The organism is Halodesulfovibrio sp. (assembly GCF_015482765.1).
Taxonomy (GTDB): domain Bacteria; phylum Desulfobacterota; class Desulfovibrionia; order Desulfovibrionales; family Desulfovibrionaceae; genus Halodesulfovibrio.
In genome coordinates, this window is sequence record NZ_JADMLB010000080.1 from 1 (window position 1) to 14587 (window position 14587).

14 protein-coding genes are annotated in these 14587 nt (G+C 45.0%); 3 read left to right on the top strand and 11 right to left on the bottom strand.

The window, feature by feature from the left end:
* The first annotated feature begins 514 nt into the window (after window positions 1-514).
* The 3 genes from QZY95_RS16470 to QZY95_RS16480 all read left to right on the top strand — a co-directional run bounded on the left by QZY95_RS16470 (window position 515) and on the right by QZY95_RS16480 (window position 5660).
* Window positions 515-1144 (top strand): tetratricopeptide repeat protein, encoded by a 630-nt coding sequence (locus QZY95_RS16470; RefSeq protein WP_290925566.1) that lies wholly within the window; start codon window positions 515-517, stop codon window positions 1142-1144.
* A 131-nt stretch (window positions 1145-1275) separates the two neighbouring features.
* Window positions 1276-4842, top strand: coding sequence for an ATP-binding protein (locus tag QZY95_RS16475; RefSeq protein ID WP_290925568.1), 3567 nt, complete (start codon window positions 1276-1278; stop codon window positions 4840-4842).
* A gap of 239 nt (window positions 4843-5081) precedes the next feature.
* A complete protein-coding gene (locus QZY95_RS16480) occupies window positions 5082-5660 on the top strand; it encodes a TetR/AcrR family transcriptional regulator (protein ID WP_290925570.1) in 579 nt (192 codons plus the stop codon).
* A gap of 93 nt (window positions 5661-5753) precedes the next feature.
* Here the strand turns inward: QZY95_RS16480 and QZY95_RS16485 are convergent, their stop codons facing one another.
* The 11 genes from QZY95_RS16485 to QZY95_RS16535 all read right to left on the bottom strand — a co-directional run.
* The gene (locus tag QZY95_RS16485) at window positions 5754-6245 is read right to left on the bottom strand and encodes an FCD domain-containing protein (protein ID WP_365971567.1); all 492 of its coding nucleotides are present in this window, start codon (window positions 6243-6245) and stop codon (window positions 5754-5756) included.
* A gap of 218 nt (window positions 6246-6463) precedes the next feature.
* Window positions 6464-7807, bottom strand: coding sequence for a hypothetical protein (locus QZY95_RS16490; RefSeq protein ID WP_290925574.1), 1344 nt, complete (start codon window positions 7805-7807; stop codon window positions 6464-6466).
* A complete protein-coding gene (locus tag QZY95_RS16495) occupies window positions 7801-8403 on the bottom strand; it encodes a hypothetical protein (RefSeq protein ID WP_290925575.1) in 603 nt (200 codons plus the stop codon). The genes QZY95_RS16490 and QZY95_RS16495 overlap by 7 nt, the downstream gene beginning before the upstream one ends.
* Window positions 8404-8408: 5 nt before the next feature.
* The gene (locus QZY95_RS16500; protein ID WP_290925576.1) at window positions 8409-8861 is read right to left on the bottom strand and encodes a hypothetical protein; all 453 of its coding nucleotides are present in this window, start codon (window positions 8859-8861) and stop codon (window positions 8409-8411) included.
* Window positions 8858-10915: a hypothetical protein gene (locus QZY95_RS16505; protein ID WP_290925579.1), complete on the bottom strand. Its 2058-nt coding sequence runs from the start codon at window positions 10913-10915 to the stop codon at window positions 8858-8860. The genes QZY95_RS16500 and QZY95_RS16505 overlap by 4 nt, the downstream gene beginning before the upstream one ends.
* A 23-nt stretch (window positions 10916-10938) precedes the next feature.
* A complete protein-coding gene (locus QZY95_RS16510; RefSeq protein WP_290925580.1) occupies window positions 10939-11499 on the bottom strand; it encodes a hypothetical protein in 561 nt (186 codons plus the stop codon).
* Between the two features lie 84 nt (window positions 11500-11583).
* The gene (locus QZY95_RS16515; protein WP_290925581.1) at window positions 11584-11985 is read right to left on the bottom strand and encodes a hypothetical protein; all 402 of its coding nucleotides are present in this window, start codon (window positions 11983-11985) and stop codon (window positions 11584-11586) included.
* A gap of 20 nt (window positions 11986-12005) precedes the next feature.
* A complete protein-coding gene (locus QZY95_RS16520) occupies window positions 12006-12920 on the bottom strand; it encodes a major capsid protein (protein WP_290925583.1) in 915 nt (304 codons plus the stop codon).
* 11 nt (window positions 12921-12931) lie between these two features.
* Window positions 12932-13669, bottom strand: a complete 738-nt coding sequence (locus QZY95_RS16525; protein WP_290925584.1) for a hypothetical protein — start codon at window positions 13667-13669, stop codon at window positions 12932-12934.
* A 61-nt stretch (window positions 13670-13730) separates the two neighbouring features.
* The gene (locus tag QZY95_RS16530; protein ID WP_290925587.1) at window positions 13731-14105 is read right to left on the bottom strand and encodes a hypothetical protein; all 375 of its coding nucleotides are present in this window, start codon (window positions 14103-14105) and stop codon (window positions 13731-13733) included.
* A 13-nt stretch (window positions 14106-14118) separates the two neighbouring features.
* A partial coding sequence (locus QZY95_RS16535) for a portal protein (RefSeq protein ID WP_290925589.1) occupies window positions 14119-14587 on the bottom strand: 469 nt, incomplete at its 5' end.

A 14587-nucleotide genomic window follows, 5' to 3' on the forward strand; every position in this document is an offset into this window, starting at 1 on the left:
CAATCCGATTCGCTATTTAATTGTCAAAGAGCTTTTAAAAAGCTCCGCTCGGCTAATTTGCCTTGCGTCGAGTTGGCGTTTATGCCACCCAGCCGCTAAACTGTCAACAACTTTTTAAAATTTAATTTCTTTCGTTGTCTGACGAAACCCTTGTTTCGCGGCGTGGAGGGAGTGTTTATGCTTTCCGCCATCCGCTGTCAAACTCTTTTTTATTTTTTTAAAAAAAAGAGAGAGAGAAAACAAAAACGAGCTATAAATGAACAAACGCTGCTTTGTGTCGCAACGTCTGAAAGCTTCTACGCAAATGCCTTTTTCTCGTCAACGTAAATCTTATCTTTTCAGGTAAGATTATACAGCGCCTAATCTACGCTCTTTTTTACAAACAACTAAATCAATGCGTTAGCTCTTTCTGTATATAATTTTTACAGTCACATTTATTGCTATGTAGTATAGGTATTGCTACCAAAACATACTACCAATTAACACGTAACATTATATAGGACGGATGTTTTCTATGATGACAAAGCGCGAAGTAGAACGCTTGAAACAAGAATTTGAAAAAGGGATGTACGTAAAAAAGAGCACAACAATTATGTGCATTGCCCTTGCCCTCTGTCTTGGCATCTTTTTGGGGAACCTGCTCACCGTAATGTACACTGGCCAACCTGCTGCACAACAGGTCGCTGCTCCAGCTCCCCAACAAACACAGCAACCACAAATTTCTCAATCACAGACAGCACGCATCCTCGACCTTGAACGCATGACACGCAATGAACCGGACAATGTCGGAGCATGGCAACAGCTTGGAAATGCATACTATGATGCAAACCGCCCCGAGAATGCTATTACGGCTTATGGAAAAAGTCTTGAACTTGAAAGTGCACATCCGAATGTATGGACGGATTTAGGAACAATGTATCGTCGTACAGGGCAATATGAAAAGGCTATAGAGAGCTACAACAACGCACTCAAACATAACCCAACGCATCGAAACGCCTTATTCAATAAAGGCATTGTATATTTCCATGACCTGAACCAAAAAGATAAGGGTGTTGCAGTATGGGAAGAGCTTCTTAAAGCATACCCAACAGCCACAACTCCCCAAGGAAAGCCGCTTAAAGAGTTTATCGACGCACACAGATAACAAAACTAAAAAGCAACTGAACGCCGTTAGCAAACACTGACGGCGTTTTTCTTTTGAATTATGGACATTTATTTCTCATCGTTTTATGATCTCAACACTTAGCAACTCAGTTAACGATAACGGTGAATCATATGCTTCCTACCCCTTCGTGCTTTCGTAAATTTCTTTTCTGTCTTGCCTCGTGTTGTATTTTAGTTGCATTCTGCCTGCCTGTTTTTAATAAAACATTTGCATCCAACCACAGCGTTCCCGTTGCATATGATGTTTTTTTTGAAGACGCGCCGGCAGCTTCCATCTCACAAATTGCCGCACCGCAATTCAGCAACGTGTTTACACCACTTGCTCATACTCCCATCCCGCACTCTGTAAAACGAGTATGGATTCGTATTTCAATTCCAGTAGAGCAAATAAAACGCTGGCGTATGAACGATTTTTTCCCGTTTATGCAATTTGGCGGACTCGTTCGGCGTCCGACAACTCTTTTTTACAGACCGGCAAGCAATCCACAGCGCTGGCAGTCCTCTGCCATCACCCGAAGTCACATTCCCCTTCCGGATGCTTCAAAAACTGGCGTTGCTGAATATTTTTTGAGCATTGAAGGAAAGCCCGGAATATGGTTCACGCCTGAAATCACACTTCAAAATATGGCTATGCCAACCTTTCCTACTTCAGTTTTTTTCTGGCTGCTTACTGGGTTGACGCTTGGTATTGCCGGACTAAACTTTTTCCTTGCTGTGTTCACTAAAGCAGAAAGCTGTTTCTGGCTTTGCGTCTATACTTTACTTACAATCGGATACTATACGCTAGGCTCTGCTCCTTCAGCGGTTGCCGGACTAGAATTTACAACGGCATGGACAATACTTCTTCCTGGACTTGCGCTCATTATTCTTCCGCATATTGGGCGAAATCTTTTCTACAAAGCAAATTGCCCACGTTTTATAGACGCACAGCTCTGGGGAATGTCCTTGCTCGGACTTTTGGTTGCGATTATTCCTCTTATCCCCGGACTCTCCAGCACATTACACTATTTACCGTTATGGCCTACATTAGCAATTCTTGGAACAATACCGGGAATTGCAGCTATATCACGACGCATTACTGGCGGGAAACGTTTTACCGCTGCGTGCGTGCTAACAGCCCTCGGCAGTTTATTTGCGCTACTCCCTGCACATTCCGCCGACATTGCAGGCATATTGCAACTTATGCCTTTTGCAGGCGTTGCAATGGGACTTATGATCCTTACTCCGATAGCCCTCTTTGGAGCTGAAGTTCAACCAAATGTTACCAACACAACACACGATAATGCCGGAACATTCACACCCCAAAATTTAATCCAAAAAATAAGTCACGATCTGCAGTCACCACTTGTGACAATAGCCAGTATGGGGGAAAAATTACAGTCAGTTACCATTCCTGATGAAGGTGAGCACGCCCTGCGCACATTGCAATCCGCAACACATGTTCTCCAACTTCAACTCAAAGATCTTCTTGATCTCAACAGAGCAGACAGCCACAGGTTAGCACTTAAGAAAAGAAATTTTGACCTGCAAAGCATGCTAAAAGATACATACAATATCATGCTGCCACATACAGAAGGAAAAGGGCTTACTCTCACATGGAGAATTTCCCCCGACCTTCCAATTCACTTCATCGGTGACTCCAGCCGACTTATTCAAGTTTTGTTGAACTTGTTAGGCAATGCTGTTCGCTTCAGCGACTCCGGTACGATTTCTATTGCTGTATCCAGCCTAAGTTCTACCGAAAAGTCCACTCAGCTACTTTTTATAGTAAAAGACGAAGGGAGAGGAATCCCGCTACAAAACAAATACGATGTTCTTGATCGCTTTTGTCAGGAGCCGGAACAAAATTCCGGCAAATACTGCGGAGCCGGTCTAGGGTTGAGTGTTACTACGGAACTGGTTCACCTGATGGATGGTTTTCTCTGCATTGAATCTGAACCGAACATAGGAACCACCATATCCTTCACTGTTCGTCTTGAAAATTACGACAACGCACAGTTCACATCTGAAGAGCATGCCCAACGGCTTCCGATCGCTTCTACAAAAAAAGATAATTTGCATAACGAAGAAGAGCCTCAACTCCTTGTTATCGAAACCCGAACCATGCCTACTGAGTCAATTGCTCAACTACTCGACACCGATACATTTCATGCACATGAAGTACGGTCTTTTGATGAAGCTGTTACCACATATGAAGAATTCGCGACTGACGTTGTCATTGTGGCTGCGGAACTCACAGAGGATGCAATAACTATTTTATCTCAATTAGTAGAAATTGATAAAAAACTTAACAGTACCCCCGCACCTGCCATTGCTATCGCCAATAGTCCTGTAAGCGCAGAATTACTTTGTGATTCAGGGTACTCTCAAGCACTTACTGCTCCTGCGACAGAAGCATCCTTACTTTCAGCACTATCAGACTTAGGGCTTCATGAAACGGAATCCGAGGCTGTTAGTAACGAACCAGAAGATTTCGAAGATGAGAATACATTCGATGAATCTGACATAGCTCCTCCACTTGAACCGCTCTCGCTTTCTGGACTTACTATTGACTCAGAACCAGAACCAGAACCAGAACCAGAACCAATAGCTCTTTCAAAAGAACATATTATTCAAGAAGATAATGATGATTCTGACGATAATTCCAACCTAAAAAAACAAGTTGATATCGACTCTGATGCCTATGCGAATCAGGAAGAAGAGGAACATATCGACCTGCCGTCCCTCTCACTTGAAACAAACGAAACCGAAGAAAAGTTCAACGACGAAATGAGAGAAGATACGGCCTTACCGGAACTTAACGAAAAAGATATTGAAGAAATAACAACCTCTCTGGAAGAACTCGAGCAAAGCCTGCGCACACCTTCTGAAGAAACAAAGGCTGAAAACTCTGAAGAACACGACGAGTACACGTTCGAAGAGATTCCTCCAGCAGAAAGCGAAACAGATCAGCCTGTACAAGGCATTATTACTGCAGAAGAAGAGGAGTACGTTAAAGAGATTCTTCACCCAGAGCAAAAAAATGATACGACTTTCCCCGAACCTCCTTTGGAGAAAGCACAAGATGATTTGCTACTTGATGAAGCGCCGACTGTTGAGGAAATCTCTGAGGAGAAAAATTCGGTAACACCGCCTCCACTGTTTTCTTTTGATGAACTTGAAGACGAAGACAAGAAAGCTCTGTTTGAAAGAATCGCACAAGAAAAGAAACAAGAAGCGGCTGAAAACCAAGTGACATCTGATAACCAAACGGCATACAACAGCATCGCTGAAGAAAAAAGCACGGTATGGAATGATGCACCATTAACCGAAGCCGTAAGCCACTTAACACTCAACTCAGATGAAGCAGTGCATCCGGCTGAAGTGCTGGATATCGTCTTTTTGCCACTAATACCAAAGATCATCTCTCAACTTCAGGAGACCTTTGAGGATATCTCTCTGCAAATGGAACAAGACAGTATGCAAGGGATATTACAGACTGCGGACAAACTACAGCAGCAAGCACAAAAATACGCCCTAAGGGAAGTAGATAAAATGGCGAGCTGTGTTGCACGTGCAGCCGAAGCAGAAGACAAAAATGCTGTAACCACTCTTATGAATGAATTAGAGGCAACAGTTATTCAAACCGGTAAAGCACTTCGTGATGTCTACAAACACAGTGCTGAGCAATCTGAATAACACTGTTCATAAAACATTTTTTAGCTAAACGACTATCAAGTTAATTTACACAAATTTGTTGTTATTACAGGGAAGAACACCCTAGTCAGCAAGTAATTACAAAAAATTATGCATCCTGTATCGATTATCTGCTTCTATTCGTTGACAGCCTCTAAGTATCGCGTTATCCCCTCTCACCTGTGCGAGTACCCACTGGCACAATTGATTTGCATACTGACAAATAAAGGTATGAGGCTACCATGAAACGCGATATTATTCTTGATACAGCTGCACGTCTTTTTGCAGAACGTGGATTTAGTAACACCCCTACCAGTCTTCTCGCCAAAGAAGCTGGAGTTGCAGAAGGTACTATCTTCCGTCACTTCCGCACTAAAGACGATATTTTTCTTACACTCATTACGAACGTAAAAAACCAGCTCATCGAAGATATTGAAAAATATCTTGAAGTACGCGAGCCGGAAAATGCACTTGAGAAAGTAGAATCCGTGATTAAATCTTTTTATGTTTTCGTTAAAAAGAACCACATGGAATTCTCACTCATCTTCCGTGATGCACCAACCCGTTACTGCGGAAACAGCGAAGACTTCTTTGTACAGATCAAAGAAATTTACGCTTACGTTACCGGCTACCTTTGCGATTCCATCGAAGAAGGTAAACTTGACGGTTCTATTATTGCAGATATTGATGCTCAGGAAACAGCAGATATGCTGATGGCTACTATGGTCGGTCTTGTTCGTGGCATGCACTTTGGCTTTATCGAGCCATCTGACAACATGCTCAAAACAGTTTTGCGGAATTTCAAAAAAATTCTTTGCTAACACAGACTGTCCGCTCGCAGCACAGCGCAACTTCCGTACGATATTTTTGCTGTCGAGCAATAAAAAGAGCCGCTTAATTGCGGCTTTTTTTATTCAATTCAAATAGACTGAGTAATATGTCCCCATTCGCAACAACTGGCCGCGTAACGCAGCACAGGCTCCCACCTCATCAAGCTCTTCAATACAACAAACGAGCTTTTTATTATGTTCATAAAGCGTTTTACGGTTAAATGCGACTGTCATGTACAGTTCTCTTCCTTCCTCAAACATTGGAATTAACTGAACCGAAAGCATTGACAACATACAGTTGGAAGCCAAAGCAAATAACTCTTCATAAAACTGGCGTAACACCAACTTTGTTTCTAAATCAGAATGCAATACCGATTTCTGAGTAGCGACCAGCTCATGCAAACGACCAACCCCGTCACCTGTAGCATTTCGCACTACAGACTCCAGTAAAGCCGTCTCTATTCCGTATTGAACTTGCAGAATATCTTTCAAACGGGAGCTATACTCGCACACGCTTCCACCCCGGCTGCCAGACCCAAGACTCTTCTGTTGAATACATTTGACCTGTTGATACACGACTACTCCTATCCCTTAGAAAGAACAGGATAACAAAGAAAGTGCTAAGCTCCATTATATTATGTAGCTTTATTAAACATCGCTCACGATGCAACGCATTGGTGCGTAGTTAAAATGCACTATTGAATACTTACGACACCACACAACTGTTAGTGCAGTTATACAATGTATATTTTAACAACTTTGTAGAGCAAAACTATACATTTCTGAATAATCTATCAGGCGAAAAGCACTTTTTCTACATCATGCAGTACTTTCAGAACGCTTCGGCCCTCTTTTCGAGCCAATATCACAGAATATACCGCATATCGAAGTTCCGACATTTTTCCTGAATCTTGTTGCGTAGATTGCTTCTTACGCAGACTCTCACGTCCATCGTTTGAACGAATTCTTGTGGCATCATACTTTTTTACCAGATCCAACAATCGTTCATTTTCAAGCTGTCGTGCTGGAGAATACTCTTCAAAAAGTTCATGCAAAGCCAAAGCGTCATAAGGAGCCAAGGCTTCCGAGGGGAAAAGACTATACGGCTCGGCAACACACTCACACTCTACGCCCAACGTAAGGGCTTCAATATACTGCTGCGGTTTCGTAACCCACTTCCCTTGCCGAATAACCCGAAGCAATTGAAGTCGTTCTTCTTCAGAAAAGTCATTAAAGTCAAAGACTGCTCCCACAGCTTCAACAAACCTACCGCTTCGAAGTAAGCTGGAAATATTTTTTGCAATACTCTTTCGCCTAACGCCAGAGAGCATTACGTTAATTTCGTTGATCTGAATGAGTTCGACATCAATTTTCTCCTTCAACAACGAAAAGCTTTCTTCAGCTATATTTAAGTTCTCAGGAGAACTCTTAGCGCACAAACTGGAAAGTTCTTTTGCTCTCTCCACTGGCTCATCAGCAGTCACTTGTTGTGATAAGAAAGAATATGCCTCTTCACTTTCTCCACGCAGCAACATACCAGAAACAACTTGCAGATCAGAACTGACAAGCATCTCAGCATACTCTTTTACCAGTTCAGACGCAGCCTCTGAATCATATGCTGCGACCTCACACAAAAAACTACTTGTTAACGCTGAAGAACTGTTACGTAACAAATTCGACTCGTCTGTAGGATTCTTCCCATTAACAACACAGGCAAGTCCATGCGTCTGTGACAACTTCAATTGAAGATCTCTCAACGCGGATAAGACATTCTCCCGAGTAACTTTATCGTCTGATGAATCTCCAGCGAAAGCAAAAGCACGCCCAAGTGTGGCAGCGTCCTCACACAGCCCGTGCAAACGTCTGACAGATAAGTCCTGCACCTGTTCTTCCAGCAGCTTTTTCCGCGATACATTTTCAGACTGCATGTGAAGGACAGCACTACCTGCCAACTGCGAAGCTATGACCTCTTTTGTATTGCTCTGCTCTTCGACAACTGTTTTTAAAAATATTTGTGAAGGAGTGTTACCGCCCTCTCCTTGCGTGCGCATCTCTTCTTCAGCATAAACGATTTTTTCTAAGGCAGCTAATGCACTTTGTGTATCATCCGGCATAGTTTTTTTAGTGTTTTTTACCATCCCCCCCCTCCTTCAACCTTAAGGTTTGGTTCTGGAGCGGTTTTCGGACTATCTTTTTCTTTAATACTAGGCCGTTCTTTAGAGCCAAACGGTGGGTACAGATACTGGTCTAACAAAGAAAAACCAACCTTTGCCCCACTGGCAATAAAAAGCGGATTTGAGAGAGTATCCGCCCAGGAGTCTTGCTGCCATTCCATATTGCGGGGAGTACTCAATGCCCGCATTCTAGCCACAGACGTATCGTAATCCCATGCTTTCATATTGCTCTCATAACGAATGTCATCCATTCTCTCTTGAGCAAGTGTTCTATTATCAACCAGCAAATCAACGGCGCTCCCTGAAGACAACGCAACATTTCTTGCCGCCCAAAGAGTTTTAGCACGTCCCTCTGATCGCGACGCTCTTCGCCGTTCCCTATTTACAGCCAAATCCCCTTGAGCTCTGATGCTTCGCGCTTTCTGTTCAGCTGCATAAATATCAAGAGCTGAAGTATCCACAGGCTGACTTGATACCATTTTTCCGCTACGCTGGTTCATGCCTATTGCTGTTCCAACGGTTCCCATCAATGCCGCACCGGCCCCAAAAATCGAACACATATGTGCTACTCCTTACAAAACGAATAAAAAGGCATGGAAAACGGTCCATATGGAACAGGCGAATCTGCTACTGAGAACCCTATCCTACGAAGCCATGCAATTGATTGGGTATTCCGTGCATCAACCATATTACGTAACACAGGAAACACCCTCTGCATCCGGGGAATTATTTCCGCGGGCAACCGCAAAAAGGCCTTCGTATCAAACCGCAATTCATCCGCCCCCAAAAGCCAGGGTTGCCCCTCATCGGCTGCGTTTCTAGAGGGAGCCACACCAAAAACCGCCGCAACATTTCCGTCTACTTCTGCACACCAAAGCAAGGTAGAGTATTGAGCGCAGACGACAAGAACCTCATCAGGGTCATGACCATGAGCAGCCCACACTTCATTGTAATCTTGCTGCCGGAGACGTCCCTGTAATGCAAAAGCGTCATCAACCTCTGCTCTGCGAATAATCACCTACTCCCAACCTCCATCTGCATTGTGTAAGACAATATCGTTAGCGGTAACGGAGCATCCTGTTTAAAGACAACGTCAGAGGGGGACTCATATCCGCTATTGACTTCAACAACAGTCTCATTCGTCCAAGATAATCCAGAAGCATTTCTCCACTCTTCTTCATTCACATCAACAAAGAATGGAGAAGCCTCCCCGACGCGTACTTTTAAAGAAGGAGTCTCATGCACCTGAATAGTAATTCTGTTTATCCGCCGAGTCTTTCCTATACTGCTGCCGCTCTGCAACATGATCTCTTTCTCTGTAGGTACAAGTTCAGATGTATACATCAACCCCGCACAAACTGTTGATGCGGGTTGCGGAAGCGTAATCGCTCCATTCTCAACCACCAGAGGCGGCATAACATACCCATCTGCAAGCACCTGCACAGTTCGCCCTTCCAGATGCTCCAAGCCTGAAAAAACTTGTTTAGGCTCTCCGCTATAACTGATGCCGGAGTCCACAAAAAACTGACCGGCTTTTCCCCCAAATTGAAAAGGCGCTAGTCGCTCAACATATTGCTGTTTTTCTCCCTCAACTGTGCGAGACACCACACACCAAAGTTCATCCCCGTCTGCGCCGGTGATAGTGCAAATACTTTCGATACGCCCGTCAGTACTATGCCTATGCCAACCAACCACGTCGTGCTCTCTTTCATAGGTAAAGGCTGCAAGAGTTCCATCAGCTAACACGCACCAGACAATAGAATACGGTTCCTGTTGATACGCCCATGAAACTACAGGACTTTCTCTCAATAAATGTTCTGAAAGAATAGACAGCTCTGTGCCGACATACCCATCTTTCTGCAACGAATACTGGAATTCACGGATAACCCTCCCCCCTCTTTGTAAGAAAAGAATACTGTCACCAATAAGCAACGGGGGTACCGGAGCCGTTCCTATAGAACTTTGCCGCTCAAAACTAACAGAAGCAGGCGATACCGCATGTTGATCGCCTCCAGAAAGACTCCATTCACTTCCGGCTGTTCCCAATAAAAGCTGTTTGCACGGAACCATCCATTCTATTCTGTTTACTTTATCTGCAGCGATTGTGGCAGATATGCTATCGTCATCACGCAACGGATCAGATATATTAAAGTTAGAATAACTTCCGGAACGACTCATCCAAACAGTTTGAGGCTGCTTGTTGCTTGCAGCGAGGCATAAGCGCTGTTGGTAAAATTGAACAACAGCCGGATATTCATCGTCACGTTCAAAAACATTACGGACAATAGCGCTCCCCTCAGAACAATCCGGAATGACTCCTTTATCTGTCCAAATTCTTTTTTTTGCCTGCCCTGCATACCCGTACGTTCCAGATTCATCCCAACATTTATAGATGGCATACATCGCATCCTCTTCAAGGGAATCCCATTCGACCGTAATATTCGATGCATCAGATAATTCTTCAGGAGCTGACGCTGTTACTCTCTGCGAAACTTCGCTCTCTTCTCTGGTAAGTGGATCAACAACAGCCACCACGTAGGAATATTTTCTAGGCCCTGAAACAGATGCAGTTGCCTTTACTGAATTTGGAGCCTTCATTCGACTTCCAAATTTCATAATTTCAATATCCCACACCCCATGCCCCAAACGACATAACTTGTGCGGCTTACAGTACGAGCTTGCTACAAAAAGGACATCAGCAGACTGACAAATAGACAAGGAAGGCAACATTTCACTTGTCCAAGGACTAGTAATTTCAACAGGAGCACCAACGTCATTCATAACCTGTCCACCATCTTTCCAGAATCGAATATACTTATGCCCAAATTCCAAAACATAATTCTGATCTGCGTTAAATGTGAACGGAATCAAACGAACGTTTGTCGCATTCCCCCTGCATTTTCCAAGAAACTGGAACCCCGGACGCCGTGCTGCCGGCCCATGGGACAACACAACCATATTCTCCAGTGAAGAACAGCCATTTATGTAGCGAACCTGATCCTTTCTGGCTCCCATTAACGGAGTAAGTTCCCCTCCGTTAAAATTACTCTGAACAACTGTAACTGAACTCATTCTTACCTCCTGCCTTTTACTCGTTACAGCTCTCGGGCTTGCAGCCATCCATCGGTCTCGTCCACCTGACGCACCCCTTCCGCCCCATCAACGGCCGTAGCGCGGGCAAACGAATCCAAATATTTCTTAAACATTGCTTGTTCTAATTTGCTGCTGTTCATAAGAGGAACTGCCAGTTCAGCAGCAAGCTTACGTGCAAATACTTCCACAAAAAGAGCTGGATAGCGCATAGGATCAACCACACGTACTGTAATAATTGCCCGTGCCGAGCCACCATCCGTATACAACACTCCCCCTTCAACAACTTCAAAAGGCTTCCCCCCCTCCAACTGGCGAACGCTGATGCAATCCGGCGGCAGTTGATAGGCAGTTGAGAAGTCAAACGGCGGGGCATCCGGCAATTTAGGCAACATCATATAGCGAGTAGCAAAACTCCAATGATGTGATTCCAATAACTCATCACGTACTTCTTCGTACAAGTGTCTGCAGAGTTCAGCACCACGAGTTTTCTCATCAAATGAAAGAATAGGGCTGCCCCCCACGTACTGCAGTGCCTTATTACAGATTGATACTGACGACCTCATTCATCCCCCTCTCATAGTTATTCATGTGCCCAGAGAATTTTCATTCTCTGGGCACAATATTAGTTCTTGGTATTACAAGGCAGCTTATCGAGGCAGGAAGTCACAGAACACATCAACCTTACCGGTCACACCGGCCTTATCCGTAGCAATGCGGCAGCGCATGTACTTAGGAGCATTCGAAGGCACGGGCAGACGCGCAATCTCATCGCCGGCCTTGCACGTTGTAACGGTACCGGAAGTCACCGAAGAAAATGCAACAGGCATCAACGTAAAATCGGTATTATTGTCACTTCCTTCAAGCTGAAGTGTTACACGTGTGGTCGCTGGAAGCGTTACATCTTCCGCAGCAGCCATAACCACCTCTACAGCTCCCATTGTTGATCCTGCTTTATTTGAACCACCGTTACCAATGGCGTTTGTATTTGCAGGAAAAGTCTGAGCTTTCGCCAAATATTCGCCGTTCACTCGTAAAGTATGTTTGTACATTACTGACTCACCTTATCTTTTTACACGGTTCGGGCAGACTCAGTGCCATCAAGGAAGTTATAGGAAGTAACAATTTCAACACCATTCCAATGAGTAACCTGTCGATCCAGATCTCGACCACCTGGAAGAACCTGCAAGGATTTCCCTTTATGTTCATTAAGAAGAGTCTGTGCCTTACCATGCATAAACAGGTAGGTATTGCCTGATGTTGCACGGACGTCAGCAAGAAGATCATCAATCATCATAGCTGTCGGCATATTGTTTTTATTGATGTTTACAAGCGCCGCAACAGAATGAGCATTGGCAATCTGCAGCCCGAAGTACGCTTTCAAACGGCAGCCGTAGCAAAGAACACCTTCATGCTTACCGGAAGACGCTTTATACAGCTGTCCACCGTTAATCGGCTGGACATCCAGCAATGTGCCCTGCTTAAAGCTTTCGCTCGAATACAGACCGGTCGTTTCGCCAGATACAAAACGTACTGCCAACATTGAATAACAATCGTCAGTCGATGCACCGGCACTGACCATGCGTTTATTGTCTGCCGCCCAGCGCAAAAAGTTGTCATAAATAATACGCTGTTCTGCTGCCATACCGGACTTACGAATAATCTTCGGTAACTTGCGCGCAAAGTACGCTTCTTTGTTTCCGAACATGCGAGCTGTATCTTCGGGACACTCAATCTCACCACCAAGGATCGAAAGATCGACCTTTTTGAGGTCACTGGTTACATCCACCCCCGGAAGCGGAGCGTTCATTTCAACCCAGCCTGCGCCTTCAACATCGGTAACATCTTCGTACATATTCCAAAGGCCATGCGATGCTTCCTCAAATGGAATAACACCAAGCACTGGAGCTTCTTCAGTTAAGCTATCCACCTGCTGCGGCTGTTTTGTACTGTGAACCGTTGCCAATTCTTTTAATGTTGCACCCATATTCTCCCCTCCTAGCGAGTTTTAAAAACTTCATTACGTAAAAAATCTTCTGTAGACATAGAGCGGGCAGATGCACCGCCTCCTGCATGAGGAATAAAACTTTCTTCCTGCAATAAATCCCCTACACACGCCATCATTTCAGCAAAAACATGGTTGTTACCCAGCCCTGCTTCAAGCATCGGTTGCAGTCTTCCTCCAAGCTGTGCATCTAGAGCCCTGACAGCACTGTTTGCTACAGACAGCCGCTCATCAAACTTCCCTTTCCATGCGCCTGTTTGAAGCAACTGCCTCGACAAGTCACGTTCAGCATCCATCTGTCTGGTCTGCTCTTTCAAATAAAAGTCTACAGCCTGCTGCGCCTGTTCATTGCTCAGCCCGCAATCACTGCAAAATGACTGATAGTTATCCAATAACTCCTGAGACACAGGCATACTCTCAGGAAATTTCACAGCAAAGGGTGATGGCTTAGAAGCATCGCCACTTCGTGCGCCCGCTTTTGTCAAGCCGGCTTCTGCCTTCATATTCCCCGCCTCAGCACTCTCCGACATTGCAGCATACTTCGAAGTTGCACTATTCTGCCCACCAAGCACTGTATGCTCACCCATCTGTGCTGTACCGCTTGCCGGAATGACAGGCTCTTTTGCAGCTTGTGCTGCCATTCCCTTTTCTCCGCCAACAGAAGTAGGAACAACTCCCTGTTCCGAACCGGTTACGGTTTTACTGTCTGCTTTTCCCGTTACAGTCTGCATATAGCCCCTCCCAATTGTACCGCGCTATTTGCTCTCTTCATGTAAATGTCAGTTAATCCCACTACAGCGCATTCCCTTCTGCCGCCCATTCTTTCGAAAATTGAAGTTGTAATCGAACATGACAGACTGGGTCAGCCAACGCCACATCCGCCATTCGATCCCGTGCATATTCCAGAAGGGCAACCCGCTCTCGCATATGGTCATCCCGTGCCAGCCTGTTATTCACGCACGCTTCATCAAGCCACATGCGCAACACTCGCACCCCTGCTCCGGACTCAAGCCTCAAGACCTCACGCAGGTCATGTAAATACGAAAGCATTCGGGCTTCAGCATCAGCATTTCGAGCCTGTTCTGCGCCATAATCCTCTGCCAATAGTTGAGAAAGATCATGCTCACTCAGTTCGCATAATCCTTGTAATTCTGAATCTGTTTGCATGGCTCACGGCTCCTTACCGCCCAGTAAAGGACAACGCTTCCTGAAGCATTTTTTGTGATTCTTCATCCACTCCTATCCCCAACGAGGAAGCGAGGGTTTCCATCACTTCAGGAGAATCCTTGGTTGCCTTCGCAACAGACGCCACTGTTTTAGCTAGCGACTCCATTTGCTTCGGCATTGCTGCCTCATTGAGTTGCATTTGGGCTGTCTCACGACGTGCAGCAACATCTTCATCAGAACGAAGAACACGCGCCGGAACCCCAGCTGTTGAAGCGAGTTCATCCACACACTGGTCAAAATCAAGTTTATCTAAAACAGAAGGAACAACCGTTGCCATACGCCCGACCTGTTCAGTTAACTGTCTGATGGCATTTGTTCCCGATAGTTTTTGTGCTTGAGCCAGAACTGAGACATACTCGACTTCCAAAGCCTTCCCTTCCAGCTCAGGAGGGACAGGAGGCATTTTCCCAGAACGCTGAAGC